A 19,212-nucleotide genomic window follows, 5' to 3' on the forward strand; every position below is an offset into this window, starting at 1 on the left:
AAATCGAAAAACACCTTTAAAATATGGCGAAGATAGTGTAGAATAGCCGGAAGGAGTTTTAGCCAAAGTGAAGGCGATGTGTATCTGTTTCGGCCTCGAGTCAACACCGGCCGGCAAGACGGTTTCCGACAACGAAAAAGATTATCTGGATGTCTATAAACCGGCGGCAAAATTTTTATACGCCAACCCCTGTTTTTGTATGACTTTTTCATTTAACGGAAACGAATTGCAGTTTTTTAAAAAAAAGCATCCCGAATTCCTTGCGATATTGCAGCAGCTCATCTCCCGGCGGCAGATAGAAGTGTTCGGAGGCGGCTTTTATAATCCCGTATTTCCGCTTTTGTATCCGAAAGACCGCACCGATCAAATCGAATTGCTTTCCGCCGAAATACGGCAGACGCTCGGAAAGCGTCCGCGCGGCATGACGCTGTGTGCTTCGAGCTGGGACGCGTCCCTCGTGACGAGTTTTCAAACCTGCGGTATGGAATACGTCGTCCTCGACAGCTCGCTTATTCCTCCTGCAAAACAGTCATATCTTCCCGTCATCATGTTCGACCGCGGTAAATCCGTAACGATAGTCCCCGTTTACCGAAAACATAAACCGTCTCTCGACGTTCCCGCCGAAGAGTATTTGGCCTCTCTTTTTGCTGCGGTAAAAAAAAGCGTGAGGAGCGATGCGTACGATGCCGCCTCCTCGGAACGCTTTGTCGATATACAGCTGACGCATGCGGAATTTCAAAAGCTTTTGCAATCGGGGTACTTGCAAAAACTTGCCGACAGCGCTTCTGCTCAGTTTTCGGGTACGCTGCGCTTTTCGTATCCTGGCGCTTATTTGAAGACGGCCGGCGCCCGTGTCCCCGCTTTTATCACAGCAGGTATCGATGCGGAAATCGCGCAGTGGGCGAAAGTTCCGTATACGGCGGTTTCGAAAAGCGACGGCTATCCCGTTACGATTTACGATTTTTTGCAAACCTATCCCGAAAGCCAGGCGCTGTGCAACCGCATGCTGTACGTGAGTATGCTTGCCAATCAATGTCACGGCGATAAAGCGCGCAAAAAAGTCGCGCGCGAAAAACTCTGGGCGGCCCAAAGCGGGGAAGGCTTTGTGAGCACTGCAAGCTCTCCGCTCGTGCGCGCAGCCTATCGCAGGATCGCTTTTAGAAATCTTTCCGAAGCGGAAAAGATCATCCGCGAGTGCAGCGAATTCGAAGAGGCCGCATCCCGTTTCGATTACAACGCCGACGGCATCGACGAATACATGTTCCGCATGACGGGCTTTACGGCATGCATAACGAGGACGGCAGGGGCAATCTCCGAACTCGACGTCATGCAGAGCGCGGGCAATTACGCCGACAATTTGAGCCGCATGGAAGCCTTCGACGGCTGTACCGACGATTACGTCCGTTCGCTCTTTATCGATTACATCCTCTCCGATACCGACGTCAAAGGCTATGTGCAAGGCAAATGTGAAAATCGGGAGACGTTTTTAAGAGCGCAATATACCGAACAAAAATTTTCTCCCCAGCACAAAGAAGTGCAGCTTTTATTTTCCGGCGAATTCGGCGAGAAAAAACAGGCGTTATCCGTACGAAAAAAATACGCGGCGAATTCGAACGGCTTTACGCTGCAGTACATCGTAAAAAACGAAAGTGCCGAAGCGCTCCGTGCCGATTTCGTCGTCGAATCGAATTTCGCACAAGCCAATTACGATCCCCTCGATTTTACTCCGTATACGATCGAAATCGCATCGGGGGATACGCGCTTTGAAAGCGATTCGGCACGATCGTCCGCCGCACTCTCTCCGTCGGGCATTATTTCGGATGTGTCGGCCGTTCAGCTTTCCGATGCCGAAAATTCGCTTTCGTTTATGTGTGAGCCGAACGAAAGCTGCGCCCTTTCTTTTATGCCGATCACCTTCCGGCGTCCCGAATCGGCAGTCGGAAAGATCGTTCCCGCGGCGATGACGCTGTGCGCCGCGATGCATTGGCCGATCGATCTTGCTCCCGGTATGGAAACGGAAAAGACGATAAACTTCAGCATAATCGCGATGAAGCGTAAGCGCACAAAAGCCGAAAAACGCGGAAAGTAAAGCGGCATAGTAAATAAGCGGAAACTTCTAAAAGCAGCAGTCGTTAGAGACGCATGTAGTGTTTCGTTTCAAACGTTATATTAATAAATTTTCTTTTCGGCGTCGGCAGCCTTTCCCCTCCTTTTGTCGACAGTCTCGTGCTCTGTCAAAGCTCTGTCGCTTGCTTGAAGATAAATAAAAAATAATATAAAATAATCACAGCTGTGTAAAATAATAAAATCCTATGTCCGGAACAGAAAGATGATGTGCAACAAGAGGATTAATTACGATGAAAAAAGCTTCTTCAATTACATTTCGATTTTTGCGTGCGGTTACTATAACGATCATTTCGATCGTTTCGTTTATATGTGCGGTTGTCGGTTTCCAACTGTACGAGAAAAGGCGCAAGACATTCGATGAAGTTACCGCGCAGCAATTTTCCAATATAAAAAAATCCATCGATATATTTATACGAAACGGTAAAAATGTCGTTGATATGCTTGCCGACTCTTCTGCTGTACGGAATGCCGATGCAACGATTTACAATTATACTGAGGAAGCCGGGCAAAGCGGCAGGACGTATACGCACGGCGGCGAAGTCGAGCAGGCCATCAACGCCGAGTTCCGGCAATTTAAAAAGCATTACAGCGAATTCGAAGAAATCTATATGGGAACGAAATGGGGCGGTTTGGCGGGGCTTACGGATACCCAAGTGCCGAAAGGTTTCGATCCTCGCGGACGTATGTGGTATAAAAATGCCGCCCTGGCGGACGGTAAGACTGTCGTAACCGAAGCGTACCCTTCGGGAGACGGCGTACTCCTGTTTTCCATCGTTCGAAGCGTAAAAAATACATCCGGCGATTTTATCGGCTGCATAGGACTCGATATCGCTCTTTCCGATTTGACTTCATTTATAGGCGACGTCCGCGTCGGAAATACGGGCTATTGTATGCTTTTGCAAAACGACGGACTCATTTTGGCCGATCCGATGCATCCTCAATTCAATTTTAAAAACGTAAGCGAAACGCAAGTCCCCGCTTATACGGAAATAGAAGCGCTCGAAGACGGTTCCGTCCTTGTCGATCTCGACGGGAAAAAGCGTCAAGCATACGTGTTCCCGCTTTCGGAACTCGGTTGGAAACTCGTTGTCGTCGTGGAGCAAAATGAAATCTTTTCGATTTTTTATACACTTATCCGGAGCATGATCGTGATCGGCCTTTTGATGTTCGTCGTCTATTTTACGCTCGCCATTCTCTTTGCCCGCCATTTGAAACGCTTTTTCAAACGACTCGAAACCGTACTCGGAAAAATCGCTTCAGGCGATTTGACCGACAGAGTCGAAGTAAAACGCAACGACGAAATCGGAAGCCTTATGACACACCTCAATACGGCCATAGGACACAGTAATGCGATGATATGCGTACTTCGCGATGAGGCCGACAAGATGCGCGCTATCGGTTCCGATTTATCGGGCAATATGGAAGAGACGGCGGCAAGCATCAGACAGATCGGCGCGAATGTTATGTCCGTAAAAGAAAAATCTCTTGTGCAAGCGGCTGCCGTTACCGAAACCGTTTCCGCCGTTGAACAGATCAACGGAAATCTGAACCGGCTCGTATCGAGTATCGACTTGCAGGCCGAACACATTAAGCAGTCTTCAGTCCTTATAACGCATACGGCGGAAAGCACTGCCCGCATCAACGACACGCTCATGCAAAACAACGACTTGATCAAAGAAGTGTACGGTAAAACGAAAGTCGGAAAAGACGGAGCGAAGACGGCGAACGAAGTCGTCAAGCAGATTGCCGAACGATCGGAATCGCTTCTCGAAGCGAGTGAAATTATCCAAAATATTGCAAACCAAACGAACCTCTTGGCAATGAATGCGGCCATCGAAGCCGCTCACGCAGGCGAATCGGGGAAAGGTTTTGCCGTCGTCGCCGATGAAATTCGAAAGCTTGCCGAACAATCCAACACGCAGGGAAAACAGATCGGTGCCGTTATTCAAGAATCGACCGAAATCATAGGTCGTCTCATCGAAGCGGGTATGCAGGCGGAAAAAACGTTTATCGATGTATATGAATCGGTACACATGATATCCGACAAAGAAGATTCGATCATCGAAACCATCGCCGAACAGAGCGCGGACAGCCGCCGTGTGCTCGATGCGATAACGCAAATTAACAACGTGACCGACGAAGTGAAAGCGGGAGCGGCGGAAATGCTCGTCGGCGGCCGGCAGATCGGCAGCGAAATGCAAAAGCTTTCCGACATAACGCGGGAAACCACCGACAGTATGAACGAAATCGCGAGCGGCGCGGAACAGATATCGAATGCGGTGGAAGAGGTAAACGAAATAACGCAGAAAAATAAAACGAGCATCGACAATTTGGCTCTGGAAGTCGCCAAATTTAAAATATAAGGTGATCCGACAGACTGTTATTTCTATCTTGACATAATCCCCTGTTTTTGTCAAAATAAATAATCACATGAATGCGCTTTTTACGGACCTTACATCCGGTCGGCGCAGTGATTATTTTATGAGAGCTTTTATGGGAGAAGCCCTATGAACACGAGTAAAACGATTGAAAAAATCAAATCGCTTTTTGAAAAAGATGCGGCGGAAAAGCTGCCGCATAACATACCGCTTTTGCTTCGCGCCCGAGCCGAAGCCTATCCCGACTATACGCTGCAGATCGTAAAAAACGAAGTCGGCGAATACGAGCACTACAGCTACAAGCGCGTTTATAACCGCGTCGTCGAAACGGCGTGCGCGCTGCAAAAGATCGGCGTAACGCGCGGAGCTTTTATCGGCCTCATGTGCGACAACCGACGCGAATGGTTTATACTCGACCACGCGATCTTGTCGCTCGGCGCAACCGATATTCCCCGAGGGCTCGATTCGACGGGAACCGAAATGGCGTTCATTTTGAATTTCGTCAAATGCGAAATCTGTATTTTTGAAAATCAAAAGCAGCTGCAAAAGCTCTTCGACTGCGGAACGGACGTGCCGACGTTGAAAACCGTTATCCTCATCGATTCGCCTACGGATGACGAGATAAAAAAACAGGCGAAAGCGCGCGAAATCAAAATTTGGAAATACATCGATCTTGAGGACAAAGGACGCCACGCTTCCGAAAAAGAGCGAAAAGCGGTTGAAGCTGAAATGGATAAAACGGGCGCCGACGAAACGGCGACGATCATCTTTACGTCGGGAACGACAGGAACTCCCAAAGGCGTTATGCTTACGCACGACAACTATATCGCGCAGTGCGAAGCGGTAAAGCTTGCCCTTCCGACGACGAAGGACGAAGACATTTGGCTGTCGGTGCTTCCCGTATGGCACAGTTTCGAGCGCGCGTTCCAGTATTTTATCGTCGCGCTCAAAAGCAGCATCGCGTATTCGAAACCGTCGGCCGCTATCATGCTTTCCGATATGGCAAAAGTTCATCCGACGTGGATGTGCGGTGTACCGCGCCTGTGGGAATCGCTTGCAAACGGTATTTTCCGGCAAATGAAAAAGGAAAACAGCGTGACGCAGTTCTCGTTCAACCTTGCGATCAAAATCGGAAAAGCGTTTTCGTGGGCGAGCGACCGCGTGAGGGGTCGTGTGTGCCGTTACAGAAACGGCACGCGCATCTTCGACGTTTTGTACGGCATCGTTCCGTTTATACTTCTCGCGCCGTGGTACGGTATCTGCAAAGTCGTCGTCTTTAAAAAGATCCGCGCAGTGCTCGGCGGTCACATGGTCGCGGCGATTTCCGGAGGAGGAGCGCTGCAAAGCGATATCGATTCGTTCTATCACGCGATCGGTTTCAATCTCCTCGAAGGCTACGGCATTACCGAAGCGGCTCCCGTTCTTTCGGTGCGCAATCCTTTAAAGCCTCGCTCGGGCTGCGTCGGCGTCGTGTTCCCTGCGGCCGAAGTGCGCGTCGTTTCGCTCAACGAAGACGGCTCGCTCGGTACCGAAGCGCTTCCGCCCGGCAAAAAAGGCATCGTCGAAGCGAGAGGCCGCCAAATCATGAAAGGCTACTACGAGCGTCCCGATTTGACGGCTCAGGTTATCGATAAAGACGGCTGGCTCAACACGGGCGACATCGGCATGATGACGCAGGACAATGAAATCAAAATCACCGGCCGCGCGAAGGATACGATCGTATTGCTCGGCGGAGAAAATATCGAACCCGCGGTTATCGAAGCTGCACTTTTGAACAGCCCCTATATCGAACGCGTCATGATCGTGGGGCAGGATAAAAAATATATCGCAGCCCTCATCGTTCCGGCAAAAGACGTGCTCACCGAATGGGCGAACACCTCTCTTGTCATGTACAGTTCGTGGGAGAGCCTGCTTGAATCGAACGAAGTGCAGATGTTTTTCCGCGAAGAGATCGAACGCCGCGTGAACGAAAAGACGGGCTTCCGCACCTGTGAGCGGATCAACCGCTTCGTACTGCTTCCGAACAGTTTCGAAGCGGGAAAGGAAGTCAACGCAAAAGGCGAAATGATGCGCTATAAGATCACGAAGATCTACGCAAAGGAAATCAAATCGCTTTTCGCGTAATACGAAGTGCGTTCAGCCGAATTTCTTTTCCGTTTTCGCTTTGATCGATGTCGCATACTCAGTCGGCGACATGCCCGTTTCGTTTTTAAACTGGCGCGAAAAATAATGGATCGACGAATAGCCGAAATGCGATGCGAGTTCCGAAACGTTCATCACCGAATTGCGTATGAGCGTTTTTATCTCATCGATGCGCATGCGTGCAAAATATTTCATCGGACCGCAGCCGAACCTTTTGGAAAAGATGCTTTTGAGAAGATCGTAGCTGACGTGTACGTTGTCGCAGATTTCATCGGAACGGAGCATCCGAAACATATTTGTGTTAAAATACTCGAGCGCAGCTTTGACGATTTCATCTTCATACGATAAGCGTGCGTAAGAACTCACTCGCGTCTGTTTGGCAGGCTCTCCTTCGGTGTGCATTCGATAAAGCGACAGTAAAAGCAGTTCGAGATTGCTGACGATAAGCTGAGCTTCACCATGAGGCGCCGAAGTCCGCGCTTCCATTTTTGTTAGGTACGGATCGTCGAGCGGCGTGATAAACAAATTTCTTGCGTGGGCGATGATTTCGGCGAGCAGCGACTGTTCCTTTTGCGTATACGAAAGTGTTTTATCTCTGAAAAAGTCGATCGCGTACGAAGTACATATAAACGAAATGACGATGACGTTCGGGGAGTCGATACCGTTCGCTTTCAGTGCGTGAAATTCGTTCGGTTTGTGAAATCTGATTTGTCCGCGGCGAAGACGCGACCAAGCCTTTCCGTCGTATATTTCGATCTCACCTTTATCGACGCAGACAAGTTCCCAAAAATCGTGACGTTCTCCCGCAAATGAAAACGTGTTCCGGTATTCGAAATAATGAACGGTTACGATCGCATCGACGGAAATCAATTTTTGCGGATAAAACGGCGTATACCGTGCAGTGCTGTCGATATCCATAATTCAATTATACATCGATTTTCCGAAAATAACAAATTTTACACCGTATCGTGCAAATACAACCGAAAATTCACATGCTACACTTTTATCGATACGGCGTCTTTGGAAATCGACGTTTCCTGCGGTGTTGTGCAGAAGCCGTTGATTCCGATACGGATTTTTAGGATTTGCAATAGGGGGATATATGAAAAAATCGATTGCAGCTGTATGTGCGGTTTTTATGTGCGCAGCGCTTTTTATGAGTTGCGGCGGCAAAAAAAACGAAAAACTTGTATATTGGAGTATGTGGAACGAAGCGGAGCCGCAGGGGAAAGTCATTGCCGAAGCGGCTCGGGAATTCGAAAAAGAAACGGGCATCAAAATCGATGTCAATTTCAACGGCAGGGAAATCAGAAAAACGCTTCAACCGGCGCTCGACGCGGGAGAGTCGATCGACCTTTTCGATGAAGATATCGAACGAGTCGCCAAGTCATGGGGAAAATACCTTTTACCGCTGGATTCGTTTATCGACAAAAGCTATCCGACGACGGGCGGCAAAGCGTATAAGGATGTCGTCAATACGCTGCTGCTTTCCGTCGTTCGTGATTTGGGTGACGGCACGGTAAAAAATATTCCGTACCAGCCTTCGGCATTCGTCACTCTGTACAACAAAGACCTCTTTGCAAAAGCCGGTATTGCTTCCGTGCCTGCAACATGGGATGAAATGCTCGATGCGTGCGCAAAGCTCAAAGCGATCGGTGTATACGGTATCACCGTCGACGACGCGTATATGGCGGCTCTGTTCGGCTACTGCATGGATCGCCTCGTCGGTAAAGATGCCACGCTTGCGATGGTAAAAAATAACGATTTTACGGGTCCGCAAGTGCTTGAGTTCGGAAAGATTTGGGAAAACATGGCGAAAAAGGGCTATATCATCCCGAAAGCCGCATCGAATATTTTTCCTGCGGGACAGGTTGAAGATATCGCGACGGGAAAAGCCGCGATGTATCTCAACGGTACATGGCTTCCTAATGAAATCAAAGGGAATGCGCCCGATATGAACTGGGGAGAATTTGCATGGCCGGCAATTGCGCCGACGGGCGACGGTACGGAAGCGAATAATTTCGGAGCGCAAAGTTTCGGTATCAATAAAAACTCGAAGCACGCCGAAGAAGCGTTCCGCTTTATCGTCTATATGACGACGGGAAAATGGGATGAAAAGCTTGCATCCGAAAGCATCGGCATCCCCGTCGCGAACGATTCGGAGTGGCCGATGCAGCTCGCCGATGCGAAAGTGATCGTCGATTCGACGACGAAGCGCTTCCCGTATGCGTGCGGCATGGAAGACAGTCCCGACATAAACGCAAGAATAAAAGAAAATTTTGCAAAGCTCATCGTCGGTACACATACGGCGCAGTCCTTTGCCGATGCGATGACAAAATAACAAAACGGATATCGATTTCAAAAAGCGGTATTAGAAAAAGTGTCATTTAAAAAACAAGCTCTGAAAGCTGCGGTTTTCGGAGTCAGCCGAGAGACATGCGGGGCGCACGGCAGTGCGCCCCGCAATTTCCGGACGCCGCCGATCGTCTCCGGCGCGAAGCGCTCGGCTTCGTGTTCTTTAATTCAGGACGGTTTTGCCATGCTCAAAAAAAATAAAACGATGATCGCCGTGTTTTTAACTCCGGCGCTTATATGCTACGTGCTTTTCTTTTTATATCCGACAATCAGAACTTTCGTCATGAGTTTTTTCCGTATCGAAAGTATTTCCGATCCCGTTTCAACATGGAAATTTTTCGGTTTCGGTAATTATAAAAAGCTGTTTTCGACTCCTATTTTTTTGCAGTCGATGTACAATATCGCGCGCATTTGGTGTATCGGCGGGCTCGGTACGATGTTCATGAGTCTGCTCTTCGCCTTTATCCTGTCGAGCGGCATACGCGCAAAATCGTTTTTCAGAAGCGCCATATATCTTCCGAACGTCGTGAGTGCCGTCGCGATGGGAACGATGTGGATCAATTACATCTACAATCCCGACTACGGTTTGCTCTACACGGTGTTGCATCATATCGGCATTTTGGATGGAGCGGAAAAGATATTGTGGACGGGGCCGGGAAATCTCTTTTGGAGTATGCTCATCGCATATTGTTTCGGTATGGTCGGCTATCACATGCTTATCTTTATGAGCGGTATCGAACAGATCCCGCGCGATTATTACGAAGCGGCGCTGCTCGACGGATGCAACGGCTGGCAGCGTTTTATCCACATAACCGTTCCGTTTTTGCGCGGCGTCGCACGCACGAACCTCGTCATGTGGACGGTGTATACCGTCGGTTTTTTTGTGTGGGGGCAGCTGTTCAGTCCGGTAAATCTTTCGAACGATACCGTCGCTCCGATGAATTATATGTACGAACTCGTGTTCGGCTCTTCATCTGCGGCGAATACGGCGCGTGATACCGGTGCGGGAGCCGCGATAGGCATTATCATGATGCTCATCGTTGTCGTCGTATTTTTGCTCACAAGCCGCATCGTTAAAAACGACGACACGGAAGTATAAGGGGAGGCGATACGATGTCCAAATTCAATACATTGCATACAGGTAAGTCGAATGTCGGGAAACGGTATTCCGTTATTGGAGGATATGTGCTGGTAGGGCTTTGGGTTTTATTTACGTTTATCCTCATCGGCTGGGTAGTCCTCGCATCGTTTTCGACGTCGCAGGAGATTTTCTCCGATCACATGTTCAAATTCGTAAGCGGTTTTCATTTCGACAATTACGTAAAAGCGTGGAGTACGCAAAGGGTTTCGGTGTTTTTTATGAACTCGCTTTTATATACGCTCGCATCCTGCACTGCGATCGTCGTTATTTCCGCGCCTGCAGCCTACGTGCTTTCCCGTTTTAAATTCAAAGGGAATGCGCTGCTGCAGAATATGTTTGCCGCCGGACTCGGCATACCGCTCATCATGGTTATCATGCCGTTGTTCGGTCTCGTGTCTCAGCTGCATTTGACGAACAATCGCGCCCTTATTATCTTCCTGTATACGGCGATGAACATTCCGTTCGGTGTGTTCTACCTTTCCGCCTTTTTCAGAAACTTGAGTCCGTCGTATGAAGAAGCCGCGGCTATAGACGGCTGCAATCCGATAGCGGCATTTTGGATCATCATCTTTCCGCTTGCACAGCCGGGTATCGTTACGGTGAGTATCTTCAATTTTATCACCGTGTGGAACGAATATTTTATGTCGCTCATATTCGCAAACAGAACCGCCGTGCGTCCTGTCGCCGTCGGACTCTACAATATGATTCAGTCGATGCGTTACACGGGCGACTGGGGCGGTATGTTTGCGAGCGTCGTCATCGTGTTTTTGCCGACGTTTATCTTGTATCTTTTTCTTTCGGAAAAAGTCATCACCGGAGTGACGAGCGGAGCGATCAAGGGCTGAGAGGATTTTATCGTATGATATATGCTTCGACCGAAAAAATATCCGCCGCACTTTTACAGGGGGAAAACCCGCTGCCGCATTTCCGCTCTCGCGAACACGATATGCGCGTCGAGTTTTGCAAAGGAACGCCGCCCTTTTGTTTGAGCGGAGCGGGTTTTTCATGCGGTTATCGGATTTTGCCGTATACGGTGCAGGACAGATACGACCGTAACAGAAAGGAATGCGATATCCGCACGATCGTCATGGAAAACGATTTTATCAAAGCGGAATTTCTTCCCGATTGGGGAGGGCGGCTTTGGTCGCTCGTCGACAAAACGGAGGGGCGCGAGCTTTTGTACAAAAACGAAGTGCTCCAGCCGGCAAATCTCGCCATACGTAACGCGTGGTTTTCAGGCGGCATCGAATGGAATGTGGGGCAGTACGGGCACGCGTTTACGACCTGTTCGACCGTCGGCTTTGCGTCGGTGCGCGCATCGGACGGCGAAGAATTTCTGCGCATGTATTCGTATGAGCGGTGTAAAGATTTTTTTTGGCAGATCGATTTTCATCTTCCCTCATCCTCGCATTTTTTGTATGCGCATCCGGTCATCTTCAACATAAACGACGAGCCGCTTTCCGTTTATTATTGGACGAATATCGCAGTGCCGCAGACGGAATCGTCCCGCGTATTCGCTTCTTCCCGTCATGCCCTGTATAAGACGCCGGATGATCAAAACGGCAGACCGACTTTCGGTTACGGCAGTATGCCGTTTTTTCCCATAGCTCCCGACATCGACCTGTCCTATCCTGCGCGCATACCTTTTTCGAGCGAATACTTTTTTAACTGTACCGATGAATCCCATCCGTGGGAAGCAGCCCTCGAAAAAGACGGCTCAGGTTTGTTCGACGTTTCGACCGGAGAGCTTTCATACCGTAAAATGTTTTGCTGGGGAAACTGCCGCGGCGGGAGGCATTGGGGGAGCTTTCTCGCAGGGGAAGCCGAAACGTCGCTTGGCGCACGCGAAGGAGAAGAGGAAACTGCCGACTGCCGCTACTTTGAAATACAGGCAGGGCTTTCGCAGACGCAGCTTCACGGCGTCAGTATGCCCCCGCGCGACAGGTGGGAGTGGACGCAGGCTTTCGGACTTCTTTGCGTATCGGCAAGCGATGTCGCATCGAACGATTGGAACCTCGCCGCGAGCGCCGTCGAGCGCCGCGTACGCGATTCGATCGACACGTCAAAGCTCGATTTGCTCGACGCATCCTATGCGGCTGAAGCCGATCTTCCGATTTCAAAAACGCTTTCCGATGCGGGGGAGTGGGGTGCGCTCGAAAAAGAGCGGCGGATGATGCAGGGCGAAAACGATATACCGCCGTCTGCGGCGTTTTGTTTTTCGGACGATCAAAACCCATGGCGGCTTTTGCTTACGGAAGGAAGCTTTCCGTATCGCGCCCCCGAAGACGGTCCGGGTCAATTTATGACAGGGAGAAAATGGCAGGAACTGATTGAAGCATACATAGCCGCTTCGAAAGAGATGCCCCCGTGGAATGCGTTCTATCACTTGGGCCTTATGAAAATGGAAAACGGCGATGAAGAAGGTGCCGCATCGTGTTGGTTCAATGCCGAAAAAGCGTGCAGCACCGCGTGGACGCAGAGAAATCTCGCGCAGCTTGCGCTTTTCAAAAACGATATTACCGGAGCGCTTTCGCATTATGAGTGCGCTTCCCGGGCTGCGGGATTTTACGCGGACGTCTCCGTCGCCGAAGAATACGCAGCCCTCCTCGTACAAACGGAACGCTATGATAGAGCGATCGAACTCTATAGCTCGCTTCCCGATGCGTGGAAAAACAGCGACTCTCTTGCCATCGCGTACGGCAGGGCATGCGCATCGCTCGGAAAAAAAGATGAAGCGTACAAAACGCTTTCCCGCAACTTTGCGAATATCCGCGAAAGCGAATCCCCTCTCGCCGATATTTGGAGCAGGATGCACGCTTCGCCGCCTCCCTTTTGCCTCGATTTCAGCATGAAGTCTTCCGGCGGATCGAGCGGTCGAAAGGAGGTACGATAAAAAGCGCCGTCTGAAATATCGCCGTCGCTTTTTATCTCGAGTTTGCACGGATGTTTGCAGAAGAAGTGTATGTGTATCGTTTTGATAAAAACAGAATAGATATGATATACCGTATTTCGCAAACTCGACTATTCAACGTGTGCGCTCGCTTGAAACGTCGGAGCGAAGCTCCTCGTTGCGAGAAACGCGCACGGCTAAAAACTTTTTCGGATGTCGAAACATCCTGCAAAAGTTTTTATGGGAGCCATTATGACCGGCGAAAAAGCGAATACGGAAATACGCGATATCCTCTCATCCTATCCGTTTTCCGGAGTCTGCCGCTCGTGCGTTCGCTTCGGAAGCGGCCACATCAACGACACTTTTTTTGCAACCTATGACGACGGCGGAAAAGAAAACCGTTATATCGTACAGCGTATCAATACCGACGTATTCAAAGACGTTGACGCGCTCATGGACAATATCTGGCGCGTTACTTCGTTCCTTGCAGAAAAAATTATTAAAAACGGAGGAGACGCGTCGCGTGAAGCGATGACCTTTATTAAAAATAAAGAGGGTGCTCTCTATACCCGAAGCAAAAAAGGCGCGTGCTGGAGGGCGTATCGTTTTATCGAAGACGCGCTGAGTATAGACGCCGCGCAAAGCGAAACCGATTTTTACAACGCCTCTTATGCGTTCGGCACATTTCAATATCTTCTCTCCGATTTTCCGGCATCTTCTCTGCATGAAACGATTCCCGCTTTTCACGACACGCCGAAACGCTACCGCGATTTTATCGATACGGTAAAGCGCGACGCGTGCGGCAGAGCGGCATCCGTTCGGGACGAAATCGATTTTTATATTTCGCACGAACGCGATATGCGCGCATACGCCGACGCATACAGCGCAGGCGTCCTTCCCCTCCGCGTGACGCACAACGATGCGAAGCTCAATAACGTGCTCCTCGACAAGGAGACGCGCAAAGGTTTATGCGTTATCGATTTGGATACGGTGATGCCGGGTTTTGCCGGTTTCGATTTCGGAGATGCGATACGCTTCGGCGCGAGCACGGGTGCCGAAGACGAAAGGGATCTGTCGAAGGTGTGCCTTGACGAAAAATTATTCCGCGCCGGTGCGGAGGGATATATCGCAGGCTCGCGCGGTACGCTCACCGAAGACGAGCTTCGCCTGCTTCCGGCGGGAGCAAAGATTATGACGCTCGAATGCGGCATGCGCTTTCTCGCCGACTATATCGAAGGCGACCGCTATTTTAAGACAGACCGCGGATCTCACAACCTTGACCGCTCCCGCACGCAGATAAAACTCGTCCGCGAATTCGAAAAACGAAAAGATTCGCTCGAAGCGATCGTACGCTCCGTAGCCTGCATCTGCTGATTATACGGCGGCTTTAAGCGCGTTTACGGTTTCGATCATAAAGTCGACGATATTCGCGCCGGCTTTGCCTTCGTACATCCACGCGGTCGCTTTCGCTTCTTTGCGTCCTGCGGCGAGGGCAGGGCTGTCGCTCGCGTTCTGAATGACGTCTTTGATCGCCGGAAAATCCGCTTCATCGAGTTTGATGCCGATCTTTTTCAACATTGCAAACTGCCACAACTCTTTTTGCAGATCGTAGGCGTCGTAGGGACGCAGATCCATGTCGGCGTTGACGTACATGACCGGTTTATCGCATAAAAATGCATAATCGAATATGATGCCGGAAAAATCGGAAATCATTATATCCGCTTTTTTCATCGCGTAGATATTGTCGCGATCGTAATCCCATTCGACGTTTTTGCTGTCTTTGTAGCGCTTTTCGAGACGGTCGAGCATATCGGCTTCAGACTTTTTCGACTGCGGGTGCGGACGCACGATAATACGCCATCCCGTCGCGGCAAGCGGATCGAGGAGACGTTCGCCGTATTTTTTTAAAACGCCGACATCTCCCCACGACGGAGAGACGAGCACCGTAAAGACGTGATGTTCTTCTTCGGGGATTGCTTTGATCTTTTGCGCAAGCACATCGAGATAGGTACAGCCGACGGTGACGAGTTCTTTTTTCGCGATGCCGCGCTGAGCTTCGAGCGCACGGATGTCCGCTTTTTGATAATCGCCGGTGAGCAGCACGGAATCGAAGTAGTCGAGGCCGAAGAGGCGGTACGTTGTCGCGTCGTTCGGCATGTGGAGCACATGCGAATAGTGACCTACGTTTTTGCTGCGCTTGAGCTGATACACGTTGAGGCCGGGCGTCGTCATCAAAACAATGCCCGCGCTTAAGAGATTGAGGCGTGCAAATGCGGCGTTTCCTTCGCCGATATATTCTGCTTTAACAAATTGATACTGCTGTTCGAAAATAGGATCGTCTTCGGCCGATGTGTAGTAGACGAGGGAAAGCCGCCGTTTTTCGAATTCGTCCGCGACGGGTTTAAAGACGTTCCAATATTGCTTTCCTTCGCAGTAGACGACGTACTGTTTATACGACGCGTCGGCGGCTTGAGCTCCCTTGCCGCGTTTTCCCGAAAAAAACAATTTCAGTTTTAAAAGCGCCGCTTTGCCGAGAAAAAAAAGCGTCGCAGCCGCTCCGATGAGGATCGAAAAGAGCATGCTGCCCGTTCCCGGATCTATGTATAAAAATAAAACCGTCTGCATAATTACTCCCTTAAAAACTTTTTTGTGCGGATAAGTATTATTTTATCACGGATCGCCGTTTCAATCAATAAAACATAAAACAGCAAAATGCGTACCGTTTACAGGCGACATTTTTTATGGTACAGTACGGCTGTATAAAGGCGGCTCTATGAAAGAAAATATACGGCTGTCGGCTTGTGTGCTTTTATTGTGCGTTTGTACCGCTGTTTACGCACAACAAAATGCGGGCGATGTTGCCGAAACCCAAGCGATCGATTTTACTGAAAAGGCTGATAGCGCTTTCGGTAAAGAGGGTACGGGCGACGGCGCTGAAAAGGCTGAGCGCGATTTCGAAGAAGCGGAATTTACGAAAGCGGATTTCCGGCACGGTGCGATCGCCGCGGGCGAAGTCTTTTCGTTCAATATTTTTATAACGACGTTTAACCGAGTTGTCACGCGATCGGAATTCGCCGACATTTCCCTTTCGACGATGGCTCACAATATCACGCATCCGTGGGTGTGGGATCAGGACGAATTCGAAGTAAACCAAATCGGTCATCCGTATCAGGGTTCGGTGTACTTTGCGGCGGGCAGGGCGAACGGTTTTAATTTTTGGCAATCCTTTGCGTTTGCGGCCTTCGGTTCGCTGATGTGGGAATATACGATGGAAAACGAGCCGCCTTCGTTTAACGACGTCATCCATACGCCGATCGGCGGAAGTTTTTTGGGCGAAATGTTTCACCGTATCTACCTTTCTCTCGACGACAAGTATCCCTATCTTTCATGGATCGCAAGCCCGCAGGCCGCATTAAACCGGTTCCTCACCGGAGAAAAAGCGCCGCGGGAAAAAGACCGGATCGAAGAGTTTTCGATCCGCTTGTCGGCCGATCACATCGATACCGCCTTCGATTTTTCCGACAAAGCTTATAAAGACGACGGTTACCGAAATGCCGTCTCAGGCGGCATCGGTTTCGACCTCGTATACGGAAGCCCGTACGTGCGCGACGTACAAAAGCCCTTCGAACAGTTTACGCTTTCGACCGACGCGGGCTTTGACGGAAATTATTACGATATAAAAATATTTGCAAACGGATTGCTGCGCTCGTGGGTTTTCGATGCGAGCGATACGCTTGCGACAACGCTTGCCCTCGATCTGTCGTATGATTTTATCATGGCGACGGATGTGAATTATCAAAACAATTCGTTCGGTTTTTCGGTGCGCCAAAGATACGCTTTGCCGCACGAGTGGACGATCGAATGGAAAAGCGGCATGGGAGCTACATACTTGGGTGCGTCCGATTATTATTTTAATCTCAAAGCGAACAAGCGAAAATCGATATACGACGGGAGCGAACAGCGTCTCTACGATTTGGGCATCGGAGGAAACGCAAAGACGGGATTTAAAGCGTCGAACCCTTGGGCGGGAACTTTTTTTCTCGAAGGAGCGTTCAGTGCGTTTTACACGATACCCGGTTCCGCTCCTCCCGAAGGTTCTTCGGGGTACAACCTCATCTGGTACGGGAACGCGGGCTACGAACACCGTATCTATAAAAATTATTATGCGGGGCTGTCGTTTTTTTTGTATCAAAAATTCGGCTTCTACAAAAGAGGACTCGACGTCTTTCAAACGACAAGCGATTGGAAACTGTACGTGAAGCGCTGTTTTTAAAATGCTGCATACGCATCGCGGAGAAAAGATACGCGCGCACTTTACGGCGAACGCTTGATCACCCGTACGAATAAAATCTCGACATTCATCTCCAATATCATTATTATAGCGATATGACGAGCGTAAAAAAAATCTGCACGCTGTGCGTTCTCTTATCGATTTCGCATTTTTGCTTTGCGCAAATTCACAGTTCTCAGCAGCTTATTCCGTCGGAGCACTGGATATACGACGCCCTGTATATGCTCAATTCCGAATCGGGAAGGATTTCTCTTGCGGACAACGCGCCGCTTCCGGTTTCCGAAATCAAAATGTATATGGCCGATATCGATTACGACGCGCTGTCGGATTCGGGAAAAAAGCTCTATGAAAAAGCGCAAGCATTTTTGAAGCGCGATGCGTTTTCTTTGAAATACGGAGACGTTGCTTTCGGTTTCAATATGATCGCAAAGCCGTCTCTTATGTACAAAAGTACGGGCGATATCGATTGGACGTTTGCGACCGATTATACGGGGCACGCGGGACCGAAACCCTACGGTGCCGCATCGTCGTTTATCGGAAGCGACGCATCGGATCCCTTTATCACCGTTCCTCTTTATCTTACTTTCGGAAACGCCTTCGTCATCGAAACGGATCCGTGCTTTGCAAAGAGTTTTTGGGGAATGTCGAATGACGGAAATTTTACGAATTTGCCGTACGATTTTAACGATTTCGATTTTTTGTGGCCGCGCAACGCCTACGGAAGCGCGGGCGCGTATTTTAACAAATGGGGCGTCAATGTCAATATTGCGCACGAGGGGATGCGCATCGGAAAAACGCAGACCGGCAGCATCATTTATAATTCGACGTTCGAGACGGACGCCTACGTGCAGTTCAATCTCTATTCGCCGCACATCAGGTACGGCATGAACGTCGTCGAAATCGCACGGGATAAATTTTTATATACGCACAGGATCGAAGCTGCGCCTTTTAAATGGATACGCGCCGGCGTTATCGAAGGAACACTCGTTTCCCGTCCCTTTGAGTTCCGTTTTTTAAATCCGCTCATGATCATGCACTCGTTCGGCGCGTGGACGGAATATATCAGCCCGGAAGACGATCCGTATTACGGAGAAGCGCATGTCTGCGCATATATGGGGATCGATTTCGATATCGTGCCGTGTAAAAACGTGCGCATATACGGATTGTATGCACAGAACGAAATACAGTCGGCGATAGAACTGGAGTCGGAAACGGGAAAAACTTTCCCCGACAGCTTCGGTGTGCAGCTCGGCGTAGAGCTGACGTTTCCCGAAAGCGGGGGAGGCTATTGGATCGCGACGACGGAAGCCGTTTATACGACGCCGTTTTGCTACGTCAAGCAGGGCGCCGAGTGGTCGCTGTACCGAGAGCGCTTCGATATGCAGGACAACTGCAACATACCGATCTGTTCGTGGATCGGCACTCCGTTCGGGCCGGACTGTATCGGAGCGCAGGCGAGAGTCGGCTACGTGCAGCCGGGCAAATGGTCGGCGGATTTCGAATACCTCTTCGTCGCGCACGGCACGAACTCGTTCGGCCTTTTCGGAAACGAGATCGACGTAGAAGGCGGCAAAAAGTATTACAGCTATTATCCGTCCGTGCTGTATAAAATATATAAAAAAAAGGGCGGCACGCAGGGGCTTTCCGCTTCCGACGCCGCTTCGCTCGCACGCACCCACCGTCTTACGGGGATCGTGCAGTATACGAACTGCATTACGCTGAAAGGAAACTATATTTTGAATAAGCATTTTCAATTCGGCGCGCAAACTTCGTATTCCTTTGTTTTTAACAATAAAAACGTGAGCGGCTCCTTTGCACACGGTATCGAGCTTTCGCTTTCGTGCACCTATACGATGTTGTAACTCGCGTACACAGCGACTTACAACTC

General features: G+C 49.8%; 12 protein-coding genes. 10 read left to right on the forward strand and 2 right to left on the reverse strand.

Annotated features, from left to right (window positions below; all coding sequences use genetic code 11):
* The first annotated feature begins 76 nt into the window (after window positions 1–76).
* The 3 genes from JSQ97_RS04730 (at window position 77) to JSQ97_RS04740 (ending at window position 6,629) form a co-directional block, all read left to right on the forward strand.
* On the forward strand, window positions 77–2,089 hold the full coding sequence (locus tag JSQ97_RS04730; RefSeq protein ID WP_239446942.1) for an alpha-amylase/4-alpha-glucanotransferase domain-containing protein: 2,013 nt from the start codon (window positions 77–79) through the stop codon (window positions 2,087–2,089).
* 268 nt (window positions 2,090–2,357) lie between these two features.
* Window positions 2,358–4,490: a methyl-accepting chemotaxis protein gene (locus JSQ97_RS04735; protein WP_205074998.1), complete on the forward strand. Its 2,133-nt coding sequence runs from the start codon at window positions 2,358–2,360 to the stop codon at window positions 4,488–4,490.
* A 144-nt stretch (window positions 4,491–4,634) separates the two neighbouring features.
* Window positions 4,635–6,629, forward strand: coding sequence for an AMP-dependent synthetase/ligase (locus tag JSQ97_RS04740; protein WP_187384407.1), 1,995 nt, complete (start codon window positions 4,635–4,637; stop codon window positions 6,627–6,629).
* Between the two features lie 12 nt (window positions 6,630–6,641).
* On the opposite strand, the gene JSQ97_RS04745 is transcribed toward JSQ97_RS04740, so the two are convergent.
* On the reverse strand, window positions 6,642–7,565 hold the full coding sequence (locus tag JSQ97_RS04745) for a helix-turn-helix domain-containing protein (RefSeq protein WP_205074999.1): 924 nt from the start codon (window positions 7,563–7,565) through the stop codon (window positions 6,642–6,644).
* 184 nt (window positions 7,566–7,749) lie between these two features.
* Between JSQ97_RS04745 and JSQ97_RS04750 the strand changes: the two genes are divergently transcribed.
* The 5 genes from JSQ97_RS04750 to JSQ97_RS04770 all read left to right on the forward strand — a co-directional run bounded on the left by JSQ97_RS04750 (window position 7,750) and on the right by JSQ97_RS04770 (window position 14,407).
* Window positions 7,750–8,988 (forward strand): ABC transporter substrate-binding protein, encoded by a 1,239-nt coding sequence (locus JSQ97_RS04750; protein ID WP_205075000.1) that lies wholly within the window; start codon window positions 7,750–7,752, stop codon window positions 8,986–8,988.
* A 198-nt stretch (window positions 8,989–9,186) separates the two neighbouring features.
* A complete protein-coding gene (locus JSQ97_RS04755; RefSeq protein ID WP_205075001.1) occupies window positions 9,187–10,101 on the forward strand; it encodes a carbohydrate ABC transporter permease in 915 nt (304 codons plus the stop codon).
* Between the two features lie 86 nt (window positions 10,102–10,187).
* Window positions 10,188–10,988 carry a carbohydrate ABC transporter permease gene (locus tag JSQ97_RS04760; protein WP_486389578.1) on the forward strand — a complete coding sequence of 267 codons (801 nt, stop codon included), beginning with the start codon at window positions 10,188–10,190 and terminating at the stop codon, window positions 10,986–10,988.
* A gap of 14 nt (window positions 10,989–11,002) precedes the next feature.
* Window positions 11,003–13,036 carry a DUF5107 domain-containing protein gene (locus JSQ97_RS04765; protein ID WP_205075003.1) on the forward strand — a complete coding sequence of 678 codons (2,034 nt, stop codon included), beginning with the start codon at window positions 11,003–11,005 and terminating at the stop codon, window positions 13,034–13,036.
* A 249-nt stretch (window positions 13,037–13,285) separates the two neighbouring features.
* Window positions 13,286–14,407, forward strand: a complete 1,122-nt coding sequence (locus tag JSQ97_RS04770; protein WP_205075004.1) for a phosphotransferase enzyme family protein — start codon at window positions 13,286–13,288, stop codon at window positions 14,405–14,407.
* Here the strand turns inward: JSQ97_RS04770 and JSQ97_RS04775 are convergent, their stop codons facing one another.
* Window positions 14,408–15,658, reverse strand: a complete 1,251-nt coding sequence (locus JSQ97_RS04775; protein ID WP_205075005.1) for a CDP-glycerol glycerophosphotransferase family protein — start codon at window positions 15,656–15,658, stop codon at window positions 14,408–14,410. It abuts the gene before it with no gap.
* 148 nt (window positions 15,659–15,806) lie between these two features.
* Here JSQ97_RS04775 and JSQ97_RS04780 point away from each other — a divergent pair, with 148 nt between their 5' ends.
* Window positions 15,807–17,306: a DUF3943 domain-containing protein gene (locus JSQ97_RS04780; protein WP_205075006.1), complete on the forward strand. Its 1,500-nt coding sequence runs from the start codon at window positions 15,807–15,809 to the stop codon at window positions 17,304–17,306.
* A 113-nt stretch (window positions 17,307–17,419) separates the two neighbouring features.
* Complete coding sequence (locus JSQ97_RS04785; protein ID WP_205075007.1) at window positions 17,420–19,186, forward strand: hypothetical protein; 1,767 nt, start codon at window positions 17,420–17,422, stop codon at window positions 19,184–19,186.
* Window positions 19,187–19,212: the final 26 nt, after the last annotated feature.

Source organism: Treponema sp. Marseille-Q4523, assembly GCF_016901105.1.
In the GTDB taxonomy this organism is placed as follows: domain Bacteria; phylum Spirochaetota; class Spirochaetia; order Treponematales; family Treponemataceae; genus Treponema_D.